This is a genomic window from Staphylococcus sp. HMSC069D12 (assembly GCF_001810405.1).
GTDB lineage: Bacteria > Bacillota > Bacilli > Staphylococcales > Staphylococcaceae > Staphylococcus > Staphylococcus haemolyticus.
On the sequence record NZ_KV801132.1, the window covers coordinates 101,884 to 116,791 of the forward strand.

The window sequence follows — 14,908 nt, forward strand, 5'->3', positions numbered from 1 at the left end:
ATGATTAATCAAAATCAATTACTGGACGTATTATTGCTTATATTGTCGCCTTTGACTTATTAGTAAGAAATAAAGCTGGAACAATAATTAAAATTAATGTAATGACTGATACTAAGAATCCAGCATGATAAGCGATAATACTGTGTGTCAAGGAATTACCTAATTGATTTATTACAACTAAAAGAATTGTTGCAATAAAAGCTGTTCCAAAACTTGAACCAATATTTTCAATCATATTAATTCCCACAGCCGCTTCAGCTAATACGCTTTCTTTAATGCCCATATATGCATCAGTAGTTAAACCTAAATTAATGCCTCCAACACTACATCCTCTTAAAAACAAGATAATAGATAGAGCAATGATACTAGTATGATCTGTAATAAATAATAAAGGTATTGATCCAAACATCGAGATTATAACACTGACTAAAACCACCCATTTCGCTCCATATTGATCGATCAATATCCCCATGTATGGTCTTGTAATAAGCATTCCAATTCCCTGTGGTATAAGTGCTAGAGCTGCTTCAATAGGAGTGTAATGCTTAAATGTCTGAAAATATAACGGAATTATGACCATAGGTCCCTTGATACCTATGTTCGAGAGAAATAAGCCTATAAATGGTGCTGTATAATTTCCCTTACTAAAGAGTGATAACGGCATAATGGTATTATCATTTTTAACTTTATTATGAATATAATACATAAGTATCATAATACAACCAATAATCAGAAGAAGAATAGTAGTTCTATTATAAAAACTATGGTAATCACTTGCTTTTGTTAAACCGTATATGGTTGATATACTGATAAGACCTAGCAATATGATTCTTAACATGTCAATAGACTTACTTTTATTAAAAGCGACAAAGTTCGGTAAATATTTTATTTGCAATAATATGGCGATGATTACGACTAAGACATTAATAAAGAACATCCAGCGTCAAGACACAATATGAATTACAAATCCACCAATGACTGGTCCCATGATGGGCCCGAATATCATAGGTGCACTTACGACAGCCATGACTTTCCCAATATGGTCTTGACCCGTTGTCTTAATCAATAGCGTGAACATTAACGTTGTAATTATGCCCGCAGACAATCCTTGAATAATTCTGAACACAATAAAACTCTCTACATTCCAACTAATACCAGCTAATACAGATGTAATTCCAAATAGAATTGAGGCTCCTATAAATACATACTTCCCATTAAATTGATTGACCAGCCATCCTGCAATTGGAATAACTAGCGCTAAAGCAAGGACATATCCTGTTATACCCCACTGAGTGATTTCAATAGTAGTATTAAATGCGTTGTTAAGTTGTTTGATTGCTATATTAATCATTGTTGAATCTAACATAGGTGCTATAGCCCCTAATGCTATTGCCCAAGCAGCTATCATAATTTCTCTCGATACTAGACTATCATTTAATTTTGACATACATTCCTCCTACATATTGTTTCCACGTCAACAATATACACTCTCTTTTTGTTTCCTTGTCAACAATATATAACAAAAAAACTCGCTTAACCTGTAAGCGAGTTTTTTAGTTTAATCTCTTATAATGATCTTTTCTCTTGTTCGATTAGTTGATCCAAATGTTGATGATACCTATTAATGAAGGTCATCATATTATTAAATTCATCTTCTGTCATGCTGTCAAAAACACTTTGATCTCTATTTTGAAACGATTCATGTAATTCAGAGTGAATTTGATAAACGCTTTCACCCTGTGCAGTTAACTTAAAATATATTGCTTTTTTATTGTCTTTACTTTTAAAACTTTCAATTAAACTTTTTTGCTGCAAACGTTTTGTTAATTTACTAATTGCACCTCTTGTCATAAATAGCTTATTCGCTAAATATTGTACATTGGGATTCTGATATTCTTTAATCACTTCAACGCAATGAACTTCAGATGATTTGAACACATTAAGTGCTCGTTCCATTTTATCTTTATTTAGCTAACCTATTTTATTAAACAAATCTCTAAAGCTACTCATTAAAATTTCTTCTTTATTATTAGTCATTTCATCACTTCTTTTTAATCTTTATAACACATTTATTATACCCGTACTTTATTTATTTTCATAAAAAGGGCAATGCGCAAAGTCTATAAGATTTCGCTACATTGCCAATAAAATTAAACTTATTATTTATAGTTAACCATGAAATATTTTTTCTTACCACGACGAATGATTGTAAATTCATCATCTATTTTATCCTCATTGCTTAATTCATAGTCTACTGATTGTTGTCTTTCCCCATTAATATAAATAGCACCGTTATTAACATCCTCACGTGCTTGGCGTTTAGACGTCGCAATGCCTGTTTCAATTAAGACATCAATAATATTTGAAGTTTCAGTTGATAATTCAACTTGAGGAACATCTTTGAAACCTTCTTTTAATTCTTTGCCTGATAATGATTTTAAATCGCCGCTAAACAAAGCTTTAGAAATACGAATGGCATCATCTAATGCCTCTTTACCATGAATAAATTCTGTAACATTCTCCGCTAAGGCTTTTTGCGCTTCTCTTAAATGAGGTTCTTGATTTTTAGATTCTTCGAGACGATTAATTTCATCTTTATCTAAAAATGTGAAGTATTTCAAGAATTTAATGACATCATCATCTGATTGATTAATCCAAAATTGGTAAAATTCATAAGGACTTGTTTTGTCAGCGTCTAACCATACAGCACCTGATTCTGATTTACCAAATTTCTTACCATCCGATTTCGTAACTAAAGGAATTGTTAAACCATATGCTTCAGTTTGTCCATACATACGTCGCATTAATTCAATACCACTAGTTATATTACCCCATTGATCTGAACCACCAACTTGTAATTTACAATTTAATTCACGGTTTAAATGACCAAAGTCGATAGCTTGAAGTATAGTATAAGTGAATTCAGTGTAAGATATGCCATTCTCAAGGCGAGATTGAATAGAATCTTTACCTAACATGTAGTTCACACCAACATGTTTACCATAATCTCTTAGGAAACTAATTAATGAGATTTGACTCAACCAATCTTTGTTATTAACTAAAATGGCACCTTTATCCGTACCAAATTCAAATAATTTATGCATTTGAGCACTAATACCCTCAACGTTAGCCTCTACTTGGTCTTCTGTTTGTAGTATACGTTCTTCAGATTTACCGGATGGATCACCAATCATACCAGTTCCCCCACCAATTAGAACGATAGGTCGATGACCATGTTCTTGGAAACGTCTTAGAGTCATAAAGGGAAGCAAATGACCAATATGCAGACTATCAGCAGTAGGGTCAGCACCACAATATAAAGAAATTTGTTCCTTATTTAATAATTCTTCAATGCTACTTTCATCTGTTTGTTGATAAATTAAACCTCTCCATTGTAACTCTTCAATTAAAGCGTTTGACATCAATATTCCTCCTAAACAAAGATTTTATTTTTAATATTTAGTAATCTATACTCTATTTATGAAAAATAAAAAGCACCCATACATCGTTAAATGTAAGGGCGCTTGAGCACGTTACCACCATACTTAAATAGCATATTGCTATTCACTCTATCAATGATACGTTCATTAATAAACGTTGGACAATTCATAATGAGGTGTATTCATATAAGTGCAACTATTAGTTCACAGCTACCACTAACTCTCTGGAAATCACAAATATATTACTTGTCCTCTTATCCAAAATATATTGAATTGTAATTAATTATAAGTATTAAAAATATAAAAGTCAAATCAGTGATTATGGTATACTATATTTAAATTTCAAGAGGCTTAAGGTGAAAGAGATGTTAACCAACATTAATAGAGATACTAAGTTTAATTCATTTGAAAAGTCCTACAAAAAAAAGAAACATGCAATTGTAGGATTATTTAGTGTTGGGTTATTTATATGTTTAATAGGATTTATAGGTACAGTTATTTATTTCAATCATTTAACGCATGAATCGTCTAAAATAAGCGATCGTGAATTAAAACAGAAAGTCTTGCATTTTGCAGGTGACGATTTAATAAATCATGAAAATTCTGATGTCTTAAGTGAATATGATAAATCTGAGAACTCTCTAATAGTAGGTCCTAAACACGTCAATCCAAATGTCATTAAAGCCCTTACCTCTTCCGAGGATACCATGTTTTATAAACATAAAGGTATCCTTCCAAAAGCACTCGTACGAGCAATGATACAAGATATATTTAATCTTGATCAAAGTACTGGTGGTAGTACAATTACTCAACAACTAGTAAAAAACCAAGTGCTTTCAAGTAAAAAAACATATAGTCGAAAAGCAAATGAGCTTATTTTAGCAATGCGGCTTGAAAATTTATTGTCAAAAAATGAAATCATCTATACATATTTAAATATTGTACCTTTCGGTAGAGATTATGAAGGTAACAATATTACAGGTATTGCGTCAGCGTCTTATAGTTTATTCGGTATTCCACCGAAAGATTTAAATATTGCACAGTCTGCTTACCTAATTGGTTTATTACAAAGCCCGTATATGTATACACCGTATGAAGAAAATGGTGAATTAAAAACTTATAAAGAAGTCAAAATCAGTGTTGATCGTCAACACTATGTATTAAAACGAATGCTTGTTGAAGGTGTAATCGATAAAGAGGAATACCGACACGCTAAACGTTATCATATCTATGACCATTTACTTACAAAACCGCAATTGAATAATAATCAATCTGCATAATTGATAAAATGTCTTATTTAATTAAATTTATATTTTGTTTCAAAAACAAATTCATAAAAAAACTGCCGACAAAGTTTTGCGCTTTGTCGGCAGTTTTCAACGTAACATAATAATACATTATGATAGTCGGTACTTCAGTCTACTAGAATAAGCCTACTGCATGGCCGTCTTCTGTAACGTCCATATTTAATGCAGCTGGTTTTTTAGGTAATCCAGGCATAGTCATGATTGCACCTGTTAATGCAACAATAAATCCTGCACCTGTTTTAGCCTCTAATTCTCTAATAGTAATATCAAAATCAGTTGGAGCACCTAAAGAAGTTGCATCATCACTGAATGAATATTGAGTTTTAGCCATACAGATTGGATATTGACCCCAACCATTGTCAGTAAATTCTTTTAGTTGTTTTTTAGCTTTTTTACTAAATGTAACTGAAGAACCACCATAGATATCTTTAACGATTGTTTCAATTTTTTCTTCTAATGATTGATCTAAATCATATAAGAATTTGAAATCATTTGGTTGTTCAATAACTTCAAGTACTTGGTTAGCTAATTCAACGCCACCTTTACCGCCTTTTTCCCATACTTCAGTTAAAGCGATTCTAACGTTATTTTCTTTAGCCCAAGCTTTTACTGCTTCAGTTTCAGCATCTGTATCATGAATAAATGCATTTAATGCGATAACTGGTTCAACACCAAATTTACGGATATTGTTAACATGACGTTCTAAGTTAACAATACCTGCTTTAACTGCTTCAACATTTTCTTCTTTTAAGTCATCTTTAGCTACGCCACCATGCATTTTAAGGGCACGAACTGTTGCAACTAAAACTACTGCTGAAGGTTCAAAGCCAGCTTCTCTAGCTTTAATGTCGATGAATTTTTCAGCACCAAGGTCTGAACCGAATCCTGCTTCTGTTACAACGATGTCTGCAAGATCACGTGCTGTTTCAGTAGCTAAAATTGAGTTACAACCATGTGCAATGTTAGCGAATGGTCCACCATGAACTAATGCAGGTGTACCTTCAATAGTTTGAACTAAGTTAGGTTTAATAGCATCTTTAAGAATCATTGCTAATGCGCCTTCAACTTTTAAGTCTGCAACTGTAACTGGTTTACGATCACGAGTGTAACCAATAGTAATACGGCTAATTTTTTCTTTTAAGTCATTAATATTACGAGCCAAACATAAGATTGCCATTACTTCTGAGGCAACTGTAATATTGAAACCATCTTCACGAGGTACACCGTTAGTAGGTCCACCTAAACCAACATTTACATGACGTAATGCACGGTCGTTCATGTCTAATACACGTTTCCATTCAACACGACGTACATCAATGCCTAATTCATTACCTTGATGGATGTGATTATCGATAAATGCAGATAAAGCATTATTTGCAGTAGTAATCGCGTGGAAGTCACCATTGAAGTGTAAGTTAATATCTTCCATTGGTAATACTTGCGCATAACCTCCACCAGTTGCCCCACCTTTAATACCAAATGTAGGTCCTAATGCTGGTTCACGTAAAGCTACCATTACATTTTTCTTTAATTCGTTGAACGCATCAGATAATCCAACAGTAACTGTAGATTTACCTTCACCTGCTGGTGTTGGACTCATTGCAGTTACTAAAACGACTTTCCCTTTGTTGTCTTTTGGTTTGATTTGATTGATATCAATCTTAGCTTTATAGTGACCATATTGTTCTAAAGCGTCTGCTGGGATTCCAGCTTTTTCAGCGATTTCTCCAATAGGTTTTAGTTCTGATTGATTAGCAATATCTAAATCTGATAAATGTGCCAACTTATTTCAACCCCTTGTTAATTATAATTTGATTTATGTAAGAATACCTCAAATCAGTTGCTTAAGGTTTCTTTTAATCTTACATATTAATAATAACTAACAATGTAAGCGATGTCGAATTTTTGAGAGCGTTTCCAATGATTTGTGTAAAATTCAACTTAATTTTATGATAAATCTGCTAATTTAAATAAATTTATTTTATAAATCTAAACATTTAAAGTAAAAATACATCATAGTATGAATTCAAAAACCTTTATTTCGACTTAGGTCAACTATAATCATTATAAAAGCTAGGACCAATAATTGTCCTAGCTTAGTTACATTCATTAAAGTTTAATCTTCCATCGTACTTAAATCGCCTGCATCTAAATTAAGCTCCCAAGCTTTTAACACACGTCTCATAATCTTACCAGAGCGTGTTTTAGGTAATTTATCTTTAAATTCTATTTCTCTTGGTGCTGCATGACCTGATAGCCCCTCTTTAACAAATTTACGAATATCTGCTTTTAGCTCATCTGAAGGTTCATAGCCTTGGCGTAATGAAATAAAGGCTTTGATAATTTCGCCTCTGACAGGATCTGGTTTACCGATAACACCCGCTTCAGCTACTGCTTCATGCTCAACTAATTTCGATTCTACTTCAAATGGACCTACACGCTCACCAGCAGTCATAATTACGTCATCAACACGGCCTTGGAACCAGAAATAACCCTCTTCATCTTGATATGCTGAATCACCTGAAACGTACCAATCTCCAATAAAATAAGAATTATATTTTTCAGGGTTTTTCCAAATTGAATACATCATAGATGGCCAACCTTTTTTAATAGCTAAATTCCCCATTCTGTTCGGTGGTAATACATTACCTGAGTCATCTATAATAGCAGCCTCTATTCCCGGTAATGGTTTACCCATTGAACCTAATTTAACGTCAACTGCAGGATAATTCACAATCATATGCCCCCCTGTTTCTGTCATCCACCATGTATCTAATACACGTTTATCATATACATCTTTAGACCATTTAATAACTTCAGGGTTAAGTGGCTCACCAACAGATAAAATTGATCGTAATGATGATAAATCATATTTTTCTACTACATCATCACCTGCGCTCATTAACATTCTTAATGCTGTAGGCGCAGTATACCAAATTGTTACTTTAAATGTTTCAATCATGCTATACCATTGTTCAGGAGAGAATCGACCACCCGCTATGCAATTTGTAACACCATTTAACCAAGGTGCAAACACACCATAAGATGTACCTGTAACCCAACCAGGATCAGCTGTACACCAGTAAATGTCACCTTCTTTTAAATCTAATACATATTTACCTGAAATATAATGAAGTAACATTGCTTTTTGAACGTGTAATACCCCTTTAGGTTGACCAGTAGAACCTGATGTGTAGTGTAAGATTAAACCATCATCTTCTTTTAACCACTCAATATCAAATTCTTCATTTGCTTGATTCAATTCTTTATTGAAATCAACATATTGTTCATCAACTTCATCGTCAACAACTACTATTGTTTCTAAGTGAGGTAATTTATCCTTAGGAATTCTGCCTAGTAAACTATTTGTAGTAACAATGACTTTTGCTTCACTATTTTCTAATCTATCAGTTACCGCTTTTTCCATAAAAGCTTCAAATAATGGACCAACGATAGCACCAATTTTTAGAATACCAAGAAAGGCAAAATATAGTTCAGGCGTTCTTGGCATAAAGATAAATACGCGATCCCCTTTTTGAACATTCGCTTTATCTACTAAAACGTTGGCAGCCTTATTTGATAGCACTTTTAATTCTTTAAAACTATATTGTTCCTTACGTTTTTCATCTCTATAATTAAGTGCAATTTTATCGCCTTTACCATTATCAACATGACGATCAATACACTCGTAAGCCATGTTTATTTTTCCTGTTTCATTCCTTGAGAAAGCTTTTTTCACTTCATCCCAATCAAAGTCCTGATATGTCTTTTCATAATCTTGTAAATTATAATTACCTTGCTCGCTTTCAAATACTTCTACTTTCATTATAAACTCCCCCTCATTTAATGAAATCGCTTTCTTTAAAAAGTATTATACATTAATTTTTGTGTTATTCAAAATTTTTAGATAATTATTACAATTTAATTTGTTTATTTCTCTAAATAAATATAAAATAACTATAATAGTAGTTCGTATTGGGAGTGAGATGAATGAAACACATTAAAACAAACGTAACCAAGCACCTAACAATTAACAATAAGCATTTCATTATTGAAGGCCCTGTTTCATGCAATTATTTGAAAACGCTTTCTTTCGATGAGTCGTTAAATGCCTTTAGACCGGCAAAAGATCAATTTGACGCTTTGAAAGAAATTACGCAATTACCTGAAGGTCGTATTTATATTGCTCGAGAAAACAAACATGTCATAGGGTATGTAACATATCACTATCCCGATGAATTTGAAAGATGGGCTGAGGGACAGCTACCCTATTTAATTGAGTTAGGTGCTATAGAAGTGCATCGTGATTTTAGACAGTTTCATCTAGGTGGTGAGCTTATTTCATTAAGTCTTTCTCAAGATGAGTTTGAAGACTATATTGTTTTGACAACTGAGTATTATTGGCATTGGGATTTGAAATCAGCTAAATTAGATGTTTTTGAATATAAAAAAATGATGCAAAAATTAATGTCTAAAGGTGGATTAGAAGTATTTGCTACTGATGATCCAGAAATTACCTGTCATCCAGCTAATTGTTTAATGGCGAGAATTGGTAACAGAATTACATTAGACCAGCAACAGTCTTTTGATGATTTACGTTATAAGAATCGATTTTTATTTTAAGATTTCTGTTAAAAATTTAAGGGGTATGATATTTATGCAAAATAATTTAAGAACGGGTTATGTCTATTCAGATGAACTATTAAAATATCGTTTTAATGATAACCATCCTTTTAATCAAATGCGATTAAAATTAACTACAGAATTACTCCAAATGATGAAATTGTTGAAGGATGATCAAATCATTAATCCTAGAATAGCCACTGAAGAGGAATTGGCTTTAATTCATAAATATGATTATATACAAGCAATTAAACATGCGTCTCATGGAATTTTAAGTCCATCGGAGGCTAATAAATATGGATTAAATACAGATGATACATTCCAATTTCAACATATGCACAGGCATAGTGCAAGGATTGTTGGCGGTGCACTTAATTTGGCAGATGAAATAATGAATGAAAATATATTAAATGGTTGTCACTTAGGTGGCGGATTACATCATAGTTTACCCGGACGTGCCAATGGATTTTGCATTTATAATGATGTTGCCATTACAGCAAAATATCTTGCTACTAAATATAAGCAACGTGTGATGGTCATTGATACAGATGCGCATCACGGTGATGGGACTCAATGGAGCCTTTATACTGATAATACGATCATGTGTTATTCCATCCATGAAACAGGGAAATTTTTATTTCCAGGTTCAGGACATTACACTGAACGTGGCGAAGATTTAGGCTATGGTTATACAGTAAATTTACCGTTAGAACCTTATACTGAACATGATAATTATTTAAAAGTCTTTGAAGAATCCGTGACAAGTGTTATTGAGGCTTATAAACCTGATATCCTACTTAGTGTACATGGTGTGGATATTCATTACTTAGATCCTTTAACACACATGAGTTGTTCATTAGAAACTTTATACGAGATTCCATATATAATTAATAAATTAGCGCACAAATATACAGATGGAAAAGTTTTAATGTTTGGTGGTGGAGGTTATAATATTTGGCAAGTAGTTCCAAGAGCGTGGAGCCATATATTTTTAGCATTAATTAATAAACCCATTCAAGAAGGACCTTTACCAGAACAATGGATTAAAAAATGGCGTGCGTACTCACCAGTAAACCTACCTAAACATTGGACAGAAGATTATCGCGACTATCAAACAATACCCAGAACATATGAAATCTCACAGAAAAACAACGAACGAGCAAGTAGAATCGTTCATTGGTATACACACTAAGGGAGCGGTATGATGATTTAATTTTAAAATCATCGTACCGCTCCCTTAAAGCAATTATAATTGGAAAGTTTATAACATATATTCTCAGTTTGTCAGTTGATATGTGTTGAAATTGTAACTATTAATAATAAATTATTTTTTACTACTAGTCTTTGGTTGTACCTCTATACTCAATACGGTGAGGTAAAATAACATTAGGTTCTTCAATTTCTTCTTCGTTCATATATTTTGTTAATAAACGCATGCCTACAGCACCGATATCATATAATGGTTGAATAACACTAGATAGTTTTGGTCTTACCATCTCTACTAATCGTGTATTGTTGAAACTAACAATTTGTAAATCTTCTGGTACTCTAATACCAGCATCTAATGCACTATGCATAATACCTATTGCCTGTTCATCACTTATTGATAAAATGGCATCAGGTAAATCACCTTTCAAATTCTCGAATACTTTAATACCGTCTTTATAACTTTCAGATCCAGAGAATTGCACAGTTTCATTTAAATTTAATTGATGACGATCCACTACTTCTTTAAGACCATTAAATACATCTTCTTGAGCTTTTTTAGAGTAATCACCGCTTACTAATGCAAATTCTTTAGCACCTGATTGGATTAGTTGCTCAGTAATTTCCATTGCTGCAGTTTTGAAATCAATATTAACAGAAGCGATATTGTCATCTTTTCCATTCGTACCTGATACGACGACTGGAACAGATGATTGATTAATTAAATCTTTAATTTCTTCAGAAATCGTTCCACCTAAAAAGATAATACCATCTACTTGTTTACTTAATAAATTATTAAATATTTCTTTTTCTTTTTCAGAATCATTATCTGAGTTAGAAATTATAGAATGATATTTGTACATTGTTGCTATATCCTCAATACCACGAGCTAATTGAGAATAATAGATATTGGATATGTCAGGAATGATAACGCCTACTGTTGTTGTTCGTTTACTAGCTAGTCCTCTTGCAACAGCGTTTGGTCGATAATTTAATCTTTTGATTACTTCATTAACTTTTTTTCTAGTTTCAGGTTTAACATTTTGATTACCATTCACTACTCGTGAAACGGTTGCCATAGATACTCGGGCCTCTCTAGCAACATCATATATAGTTACTGTCATAATTTCCTCCTTGTAAGCGTTTTATTTGTTATTATAACGTGTTTTCATTTCATTTTCAAAGTTTACCACAAAATCGCTTTCATTCAAACCTATTGGTAATAATTTCACATTTATGTCAAATTTTATATTATTTTATTTACAAAAGAGTAATTTGCCATATTATTCAATAAAATGAAATCGTTGATTAATAAATAGAATAGTTAAAGAATGACAATTTAAAGAGCTATTCATTATTACCAGAATTAGTATTATAAAACATACTTATAATTCAGTAAAACGAATAGCTCATGTATATCAATTATCTAATTAGATGAACTTATTATTTTAATTTTTTTGAATTATATAATTCAGCTAATGGTTTCAATTCATTGTAAAATTGATCAAATTCATTTAAATCCATTTGTTGACCACTATCACTTAGTGCAACAGATGGGTCTGGATGAACTTCTGCCATTACACCATCTGCACCAACAGCTAAAGCAGCTTTTGCAGTTGGTAACATAATATCTTTGCGTCCTGTGCTATGCGTTACATCTACCATTACAGGTAAATGCGTTCCTTGTTTTAAAATTGGAACAGCAGATATATCTAGAGTATTACGTGTTGCTTTTTCATAAGTACGGATACCACGTTCACACAGGATAATATTTTTATTTCCTTGTGAAGCAATATACTCGGCTGCAAAGGTAAATTCCTCAATAGTCGCAGACAATCCTCTTTTTAATAGGATAGGTTTATTAGTTCTGCCAGCTTCTTTCAGTAATTCAAAGTTTTGCATGTTACGCGCGCCAATTTGAAATACATCTAGATATTCATCAGCAACTTCAAAATCAGCAGGATTTACAATTTCACTAACAACATTAAGACCAAATTTATCTTTAACATTTTTTAAAATTTTAAGCCCTTCAACGCCTAAACCTTGGAAATCATAAGGCGATGTACGAGGTTTAAATGCGCCACCACGAATGAATTTCTCTCCCCTAGCTTGCAAATCTTTTGCGACTGCATCTACCTGTTCTTGAGATTCTACAGAACAAGGTCCAAATACAAATGATTTATTCCCATCGCCAATAATGCCACCGTTGTCAAATTTAACAATTGTATCTTCAGGTTTTAATTTACGTGATACATAAAGATGTTTTTCATTCTCAGATTTTTGCAAGTCAGTTGACGCTTTGAAGATTTCTTTGAATAATTGCTTAATAACATTATCATTAAAAGGTCCTTGGTTACGATCCATTAATTCATTAATCATTTCCTTTTCGCGCTGTGGATCATAAACTTTTGTGCCTTGTTTTATTTTTTCTTCACCAATCTTTTGAGCTAACTCACCACGTTTAGATAATAATGCTAAAATTTGATTATTAATCGAAACAATTTCTTCTCTGTATTGTTCTAATTTCGTTGACATTACTACTCACCTCAATAAAAGTTACTTAATTAATTATATTACTTTAAAGCGATAAAATAATATTAGTTAGATAATATTCTAACAATTTAAAAATAATAGTTCAACCTTAGAAGTCTAAAAATTTTCTAAAATTTATGAATTATCTAATTACTATTGTGAAATGTTTAATTAATCGTTTTCGATATAAAAAATGGAGCGAATCAAAAATCTAATATATATATAGATTTATGAATCCGCTCCATTTAATGAATGAATATTAACTTAATCAGTAAGTTAAAGTTTCATTAATCATTAAAAGTACGTTTATCTATTTTACTTTTAGCTTTTTCAGCTCTTTGTTGTTGTTTAGGTGTTTTATTTTTAGCTTTTGGTTCGTTTTGTGATTGCTTGCTATTCCCTGTTGATTTTTCATTGTTTGATTTTGTATCGTGTGTGATAACACCATTTTCAAATTTAGAAGTAGCGTGAGCTTGATTATTTTTTACTTGGTCTTCATTGGTGTTAATTGTTTTGTCTTCTTTTGTAACTAAATTAGGAACAGTATTAATACCTTTTGATTTAGCAACAGAAGGCTCTTCTAATAAAGTTTTTGTTTTATTGGCTACGCTTGAGTCATTATCTAATTTACTTTTTTTTGTTTTAGCAGCTGATGCTAGATTTTTCGCAGTAACATTTTTATTATGGCTAGCATCATCCTTAATTGAAGGATCTGATAAATTATTATTTGATGATTCAACTTTTACTGCATTTTGTTGTGCTGTTAATTCAGTAGCACTAACCTCTTTAGTTTCATTTTCTTCTTTCTCTGTTTCAGCTTTAGCTTCTTGTATTTCTTGTGCTTGAGGTGATTGGTCTGATAAATCATCTGACGTTTCAGCTTTGATTGCATTTTGTTGTGCAGCTAATTCTGTAGCACTAATTTCTTTTGATTTTGAATCTTTTTTAGCTTCAGCCTTAGCTTCTTGTATTTCTTGCGCTTGTGGTGATTGATCTGCTAAATTATTCGACGTTTCAGCTTTGATTGCATTTTGTTGAGCTACAAGTTCATCATTGCTAACTTCTGAATTGTCTCTGTTTTTAAAGTCATCAATTTTTTGTTTAACATTTTCGATATTACTTTCAGTTTGTTGCTTAATATTTTGGTAACGATTTCTCAATTCTTTTTCTTTAGTCTTCGCACCATCGATTTTTTCTTCAGCTTTATTTTTATAAAATAACCCTACAGCTGAACCGATTAAAGCACCTGTAATAAAACTAATTACAAAGTCCTTACGTGAAGGATGAGAACTGAACTTGTTGTGACTATATTCAGAATTTGATACATCATAATTATTAGAATTCTGATTTTCACCTTGTCCGTGTAAATCTTTACCAGTGTTGTTAGTCGCAAACTCGTCTCTATTATAATGTTCTGTATTTGAACCTTGTCTAGATTTACCATTTTTTTGGTTTGGTCCATTATCATGTAAATCATGACCAAAATTATTTTTTTCAAATTCATCTCTGTTGTAATGTTTTGTCGCATTTGACTGTGCAGCACTATCTTGTTGATTAGCACCTTGTCCATGCAAATCACTGCCTGTATTAGATGTTGCAAATGAATCTCTGTCATAATGCTTTGTTGCATTTGATTGTGATGTGTTGTCTTGTTGATTAGCACCTTTTCCGTGTAAATCATTACCAGAATTTGTAACTTCAAATGCGTCACGATTATATTTCTTGCTCATATTAACTCCTCCTATAAGAAAAGCACTTAAATAAGTAAAAACCTCATTTAAGTGCATTTGATTGAATCAT

At 32.1% G+C, this 14,908-nt stretch carries 10 protein-coding genes and 1 pseudogene; 3 read left to right on the forward strand and 8 right to left on the reverse strand.

Annotated features, from left to right (window positions below; all coding sequences use genetic code 11):
* Positions 1–37 precede the first annotated feature (37 nt).
* From HMPREF2737_RS10630 to tyrS, 3 genes and pseudogenes are all read right to left on the reverse strand, one after another.
* Positions 38–1,447 (reverse strand): annotated as a pseudogene (locus HMPREF2737_RS10630) (DHA2 family efflux MFS transporter permease subunit).
* Between the two features lie 119 nt (positions 1,448–1,566).
* Positions 1,567–1,956 carry a MarR family transcriptional regulator gene (locus HMPREF2737_RS10635; protein ID WP_229664813.1) on the reverse strand — a complete coding sequence of 130 codons (390 nt, stop codon included), beginning with the start codon at positions 1,954–1,956 and terminating at the stop codon, positions 1,567–1,569.
* A 203-nt stretch (positions 1,957–2,159) separates the two neighbouring features.
* On the reverse strand, positions 2,160–3,422 hold the full coding sequence (gene tyrS / locus HMPREF2737_RS10640; RefSeq protein ID WP_011275493.1) for a tyrosine--tRNA ligase: 1,263 nt from the start codon (positions 3,420–3,422) through the stop codon (positions 2,160–2,162).
* A 383-nt stretch (positions 3,423–3,805) separates the two neighbouring features.
* On the opposite strand from tyrS, the gene HMPREF2737_RS10645 reads away from it, so the two are divergent.
* Complete coding sequence (locus HMPREF2737_RS10645) at positions 3,806–4,720, forward strand: biosynthetic peptidoglycan transglycosylase (protein WP_037551097.1); 915 nt, start codon at positions 3,806–3,808, stop codon at positions 4,718–4,720.
* A gap of 142 nt (positions 4,721–4,862) precedes the next feature.
* Here the strand turns inward: HMPREF2737_RS10645 and HMPREF2737_RS10650 are convergent, their stop codons facing one another.
* Positions 4,863–6,530, reverse strand: coding sequence for a formate--tetrahydrofolate ligase (locus HMPREF2737_RS10650; RefSeq protein WP_037551056.1), 1,668 nt, complete (start codon positions 6,528–6,530; stop codon positions 4,863–4,865).
* 333 nt (positions 6,531–6,863) lie between these two features.
* A complete protein-coding gene (gene acsA / locus HMPREF2737_RS10655; protein ID WP_037551057.1) occupies positions 6,864–8,573 on the reverse strand; it encodes an acetate--CoA ligase in 1,710 nt (569 codons plus the stop codon).
* Between the two features lie 164 nt (positions 8,574–8,737).
* Between acsA and HMPREF2737_RS10660 the strand changes: the two genes are divergently transcribed.
* Together HMPREF2737_RS10660 and HMPREF2737_RS10665 are read left to right on the forward strand one after the other, a co-directional pair.
* Positions 8,738–9,370 (forward strand): GNAT family N-acetyltransferase, encoded by a 633-nt coding sequence (locus HMPREF2737_RS10660; protein ID WP_037551058.1) that lies wholly within the window; start codon positions 8,738–8,740, stop codon positions 9,368–9,370.
* A 34-nt stretch (positions 9,371–9,404) separates the two neighbouring features.
* Complete coding sequence (locus HMPREF2737_RS10665; protein ID WP_037551060.1) at positions 9,405–10,562, forward strand: acetoin utilization protein AcuC; 1,158 nt, start codon at positions 9,405–9,407, stop codon at positions 10,560–10,562.
* Positions 10,563–10,707: 145 nt separating this feature from the next.
* Here HMPREF2737_RS10665 and ccpA read toward each other — a convergent pair whose 3' ends face one another.
* From ccpA to HMPREF2737_RS10680, 3 genes are all read right to left on the reverse strand, one after another.
* Positions 10,708–11,700, reverse strand: coding sequence for a catabolite control protein A (gene ccpA, locus HMPREF2737_RS10670; RefSeq protein WP_037551062.1), 993 nt, complete (start codon positions 11,698–11,700; stop codon positions 10,708–10,710).
* 319 nt (positions 11,701–12,019) lie between these two features.
* Entirely contained in the window at positions 12,020–13,111 is a 1,092-nt protein-coding gene (locus tag HMPREF2737_RS10675) for a bifunctional 3-deoxy-7-phosphoheptulonate synthase/chorismate mutase (RefSeq protein WP_037551064.1), read from the reverse strand.
* Between the two features lie 284 nt (positions 13,112–13,395).
* Positions 13,396–14,838, reverse strand: coding sequence for a YtxH domain-containing protein (locus tag HMPREF2737_RS10680; protein WP_226955415.1), 1,443 nt, complete (start codon positions 14,836–14,838; stop codon positions 13,396–13,398).
* Positions 14,839–14,908: the final 70 nt, after the last annotated feature.

Bases quoted from the DNA above. Each gene is read 5' to 3' on its own strand.
- HMPREF2737_RS10635 (WP_229664813.1), bottom strand. From the start codon at position 1,956: ATGGAACGAGCACTTAATGTGTTCAAATCATCTGAAGTTCATTGCGTT.
- tyrS (WP_011275493.1), bottom strand. From the start codon at position 3,422: ATGTCAAACGCTTTAATTGAAGAGTTACAATGGAGAGGTTTAATTTAT.
- HMPREF2737_RS10645 (WP_037551097.1), top strand. From the start codon at position 3,806: ATGTTAACCAACATTAATAGAGATACTAAGTTTAATTCATTTGAAAAG.
- acsA (WP_037551057.1), bottom strand. From the start codon at position 8,573: ATGAAAGTAGAAGTATTTGAAAGCGAGCAAGGTAATTATAATTTACAA.
- HMPREF2737_RS10660 (WP_037551058.1), top strand. From the start codon at position 8,738: ATGAAACACATTAAAACAAACGTAACCAAGCACCTAACAATTAACAAT.
- HMPREF2737_RS10665 (WP_037551060.1), top strand. From the start codon at position 9,405: ATGCAAAATAATTTAAGAACGGGTTATGTCTATTCAGATGAACTATTA.
- ccpA (WP_037551062.1), bottom strand. From the start codon at position 11,700: ATGACAGTAACTATATATGATGTTGCTAGAGAGGCCCGAGTATCTATG.
- HMPREF2737_RS10675 (WP_037551064.1), bottom strand. From the start codon at position 13,111: ATGTCAACGAAATTAGAACAATACAGAGAAGAAATTGTTTCGATTAAT.
- HMPREF2737_RS10680 (WP_226955415.1), bottom strand. From the start codon at position 14,838: ATGAGCAAGAAATATAATCGTGACGCATTTGAAGTTACAAATTCTGGT.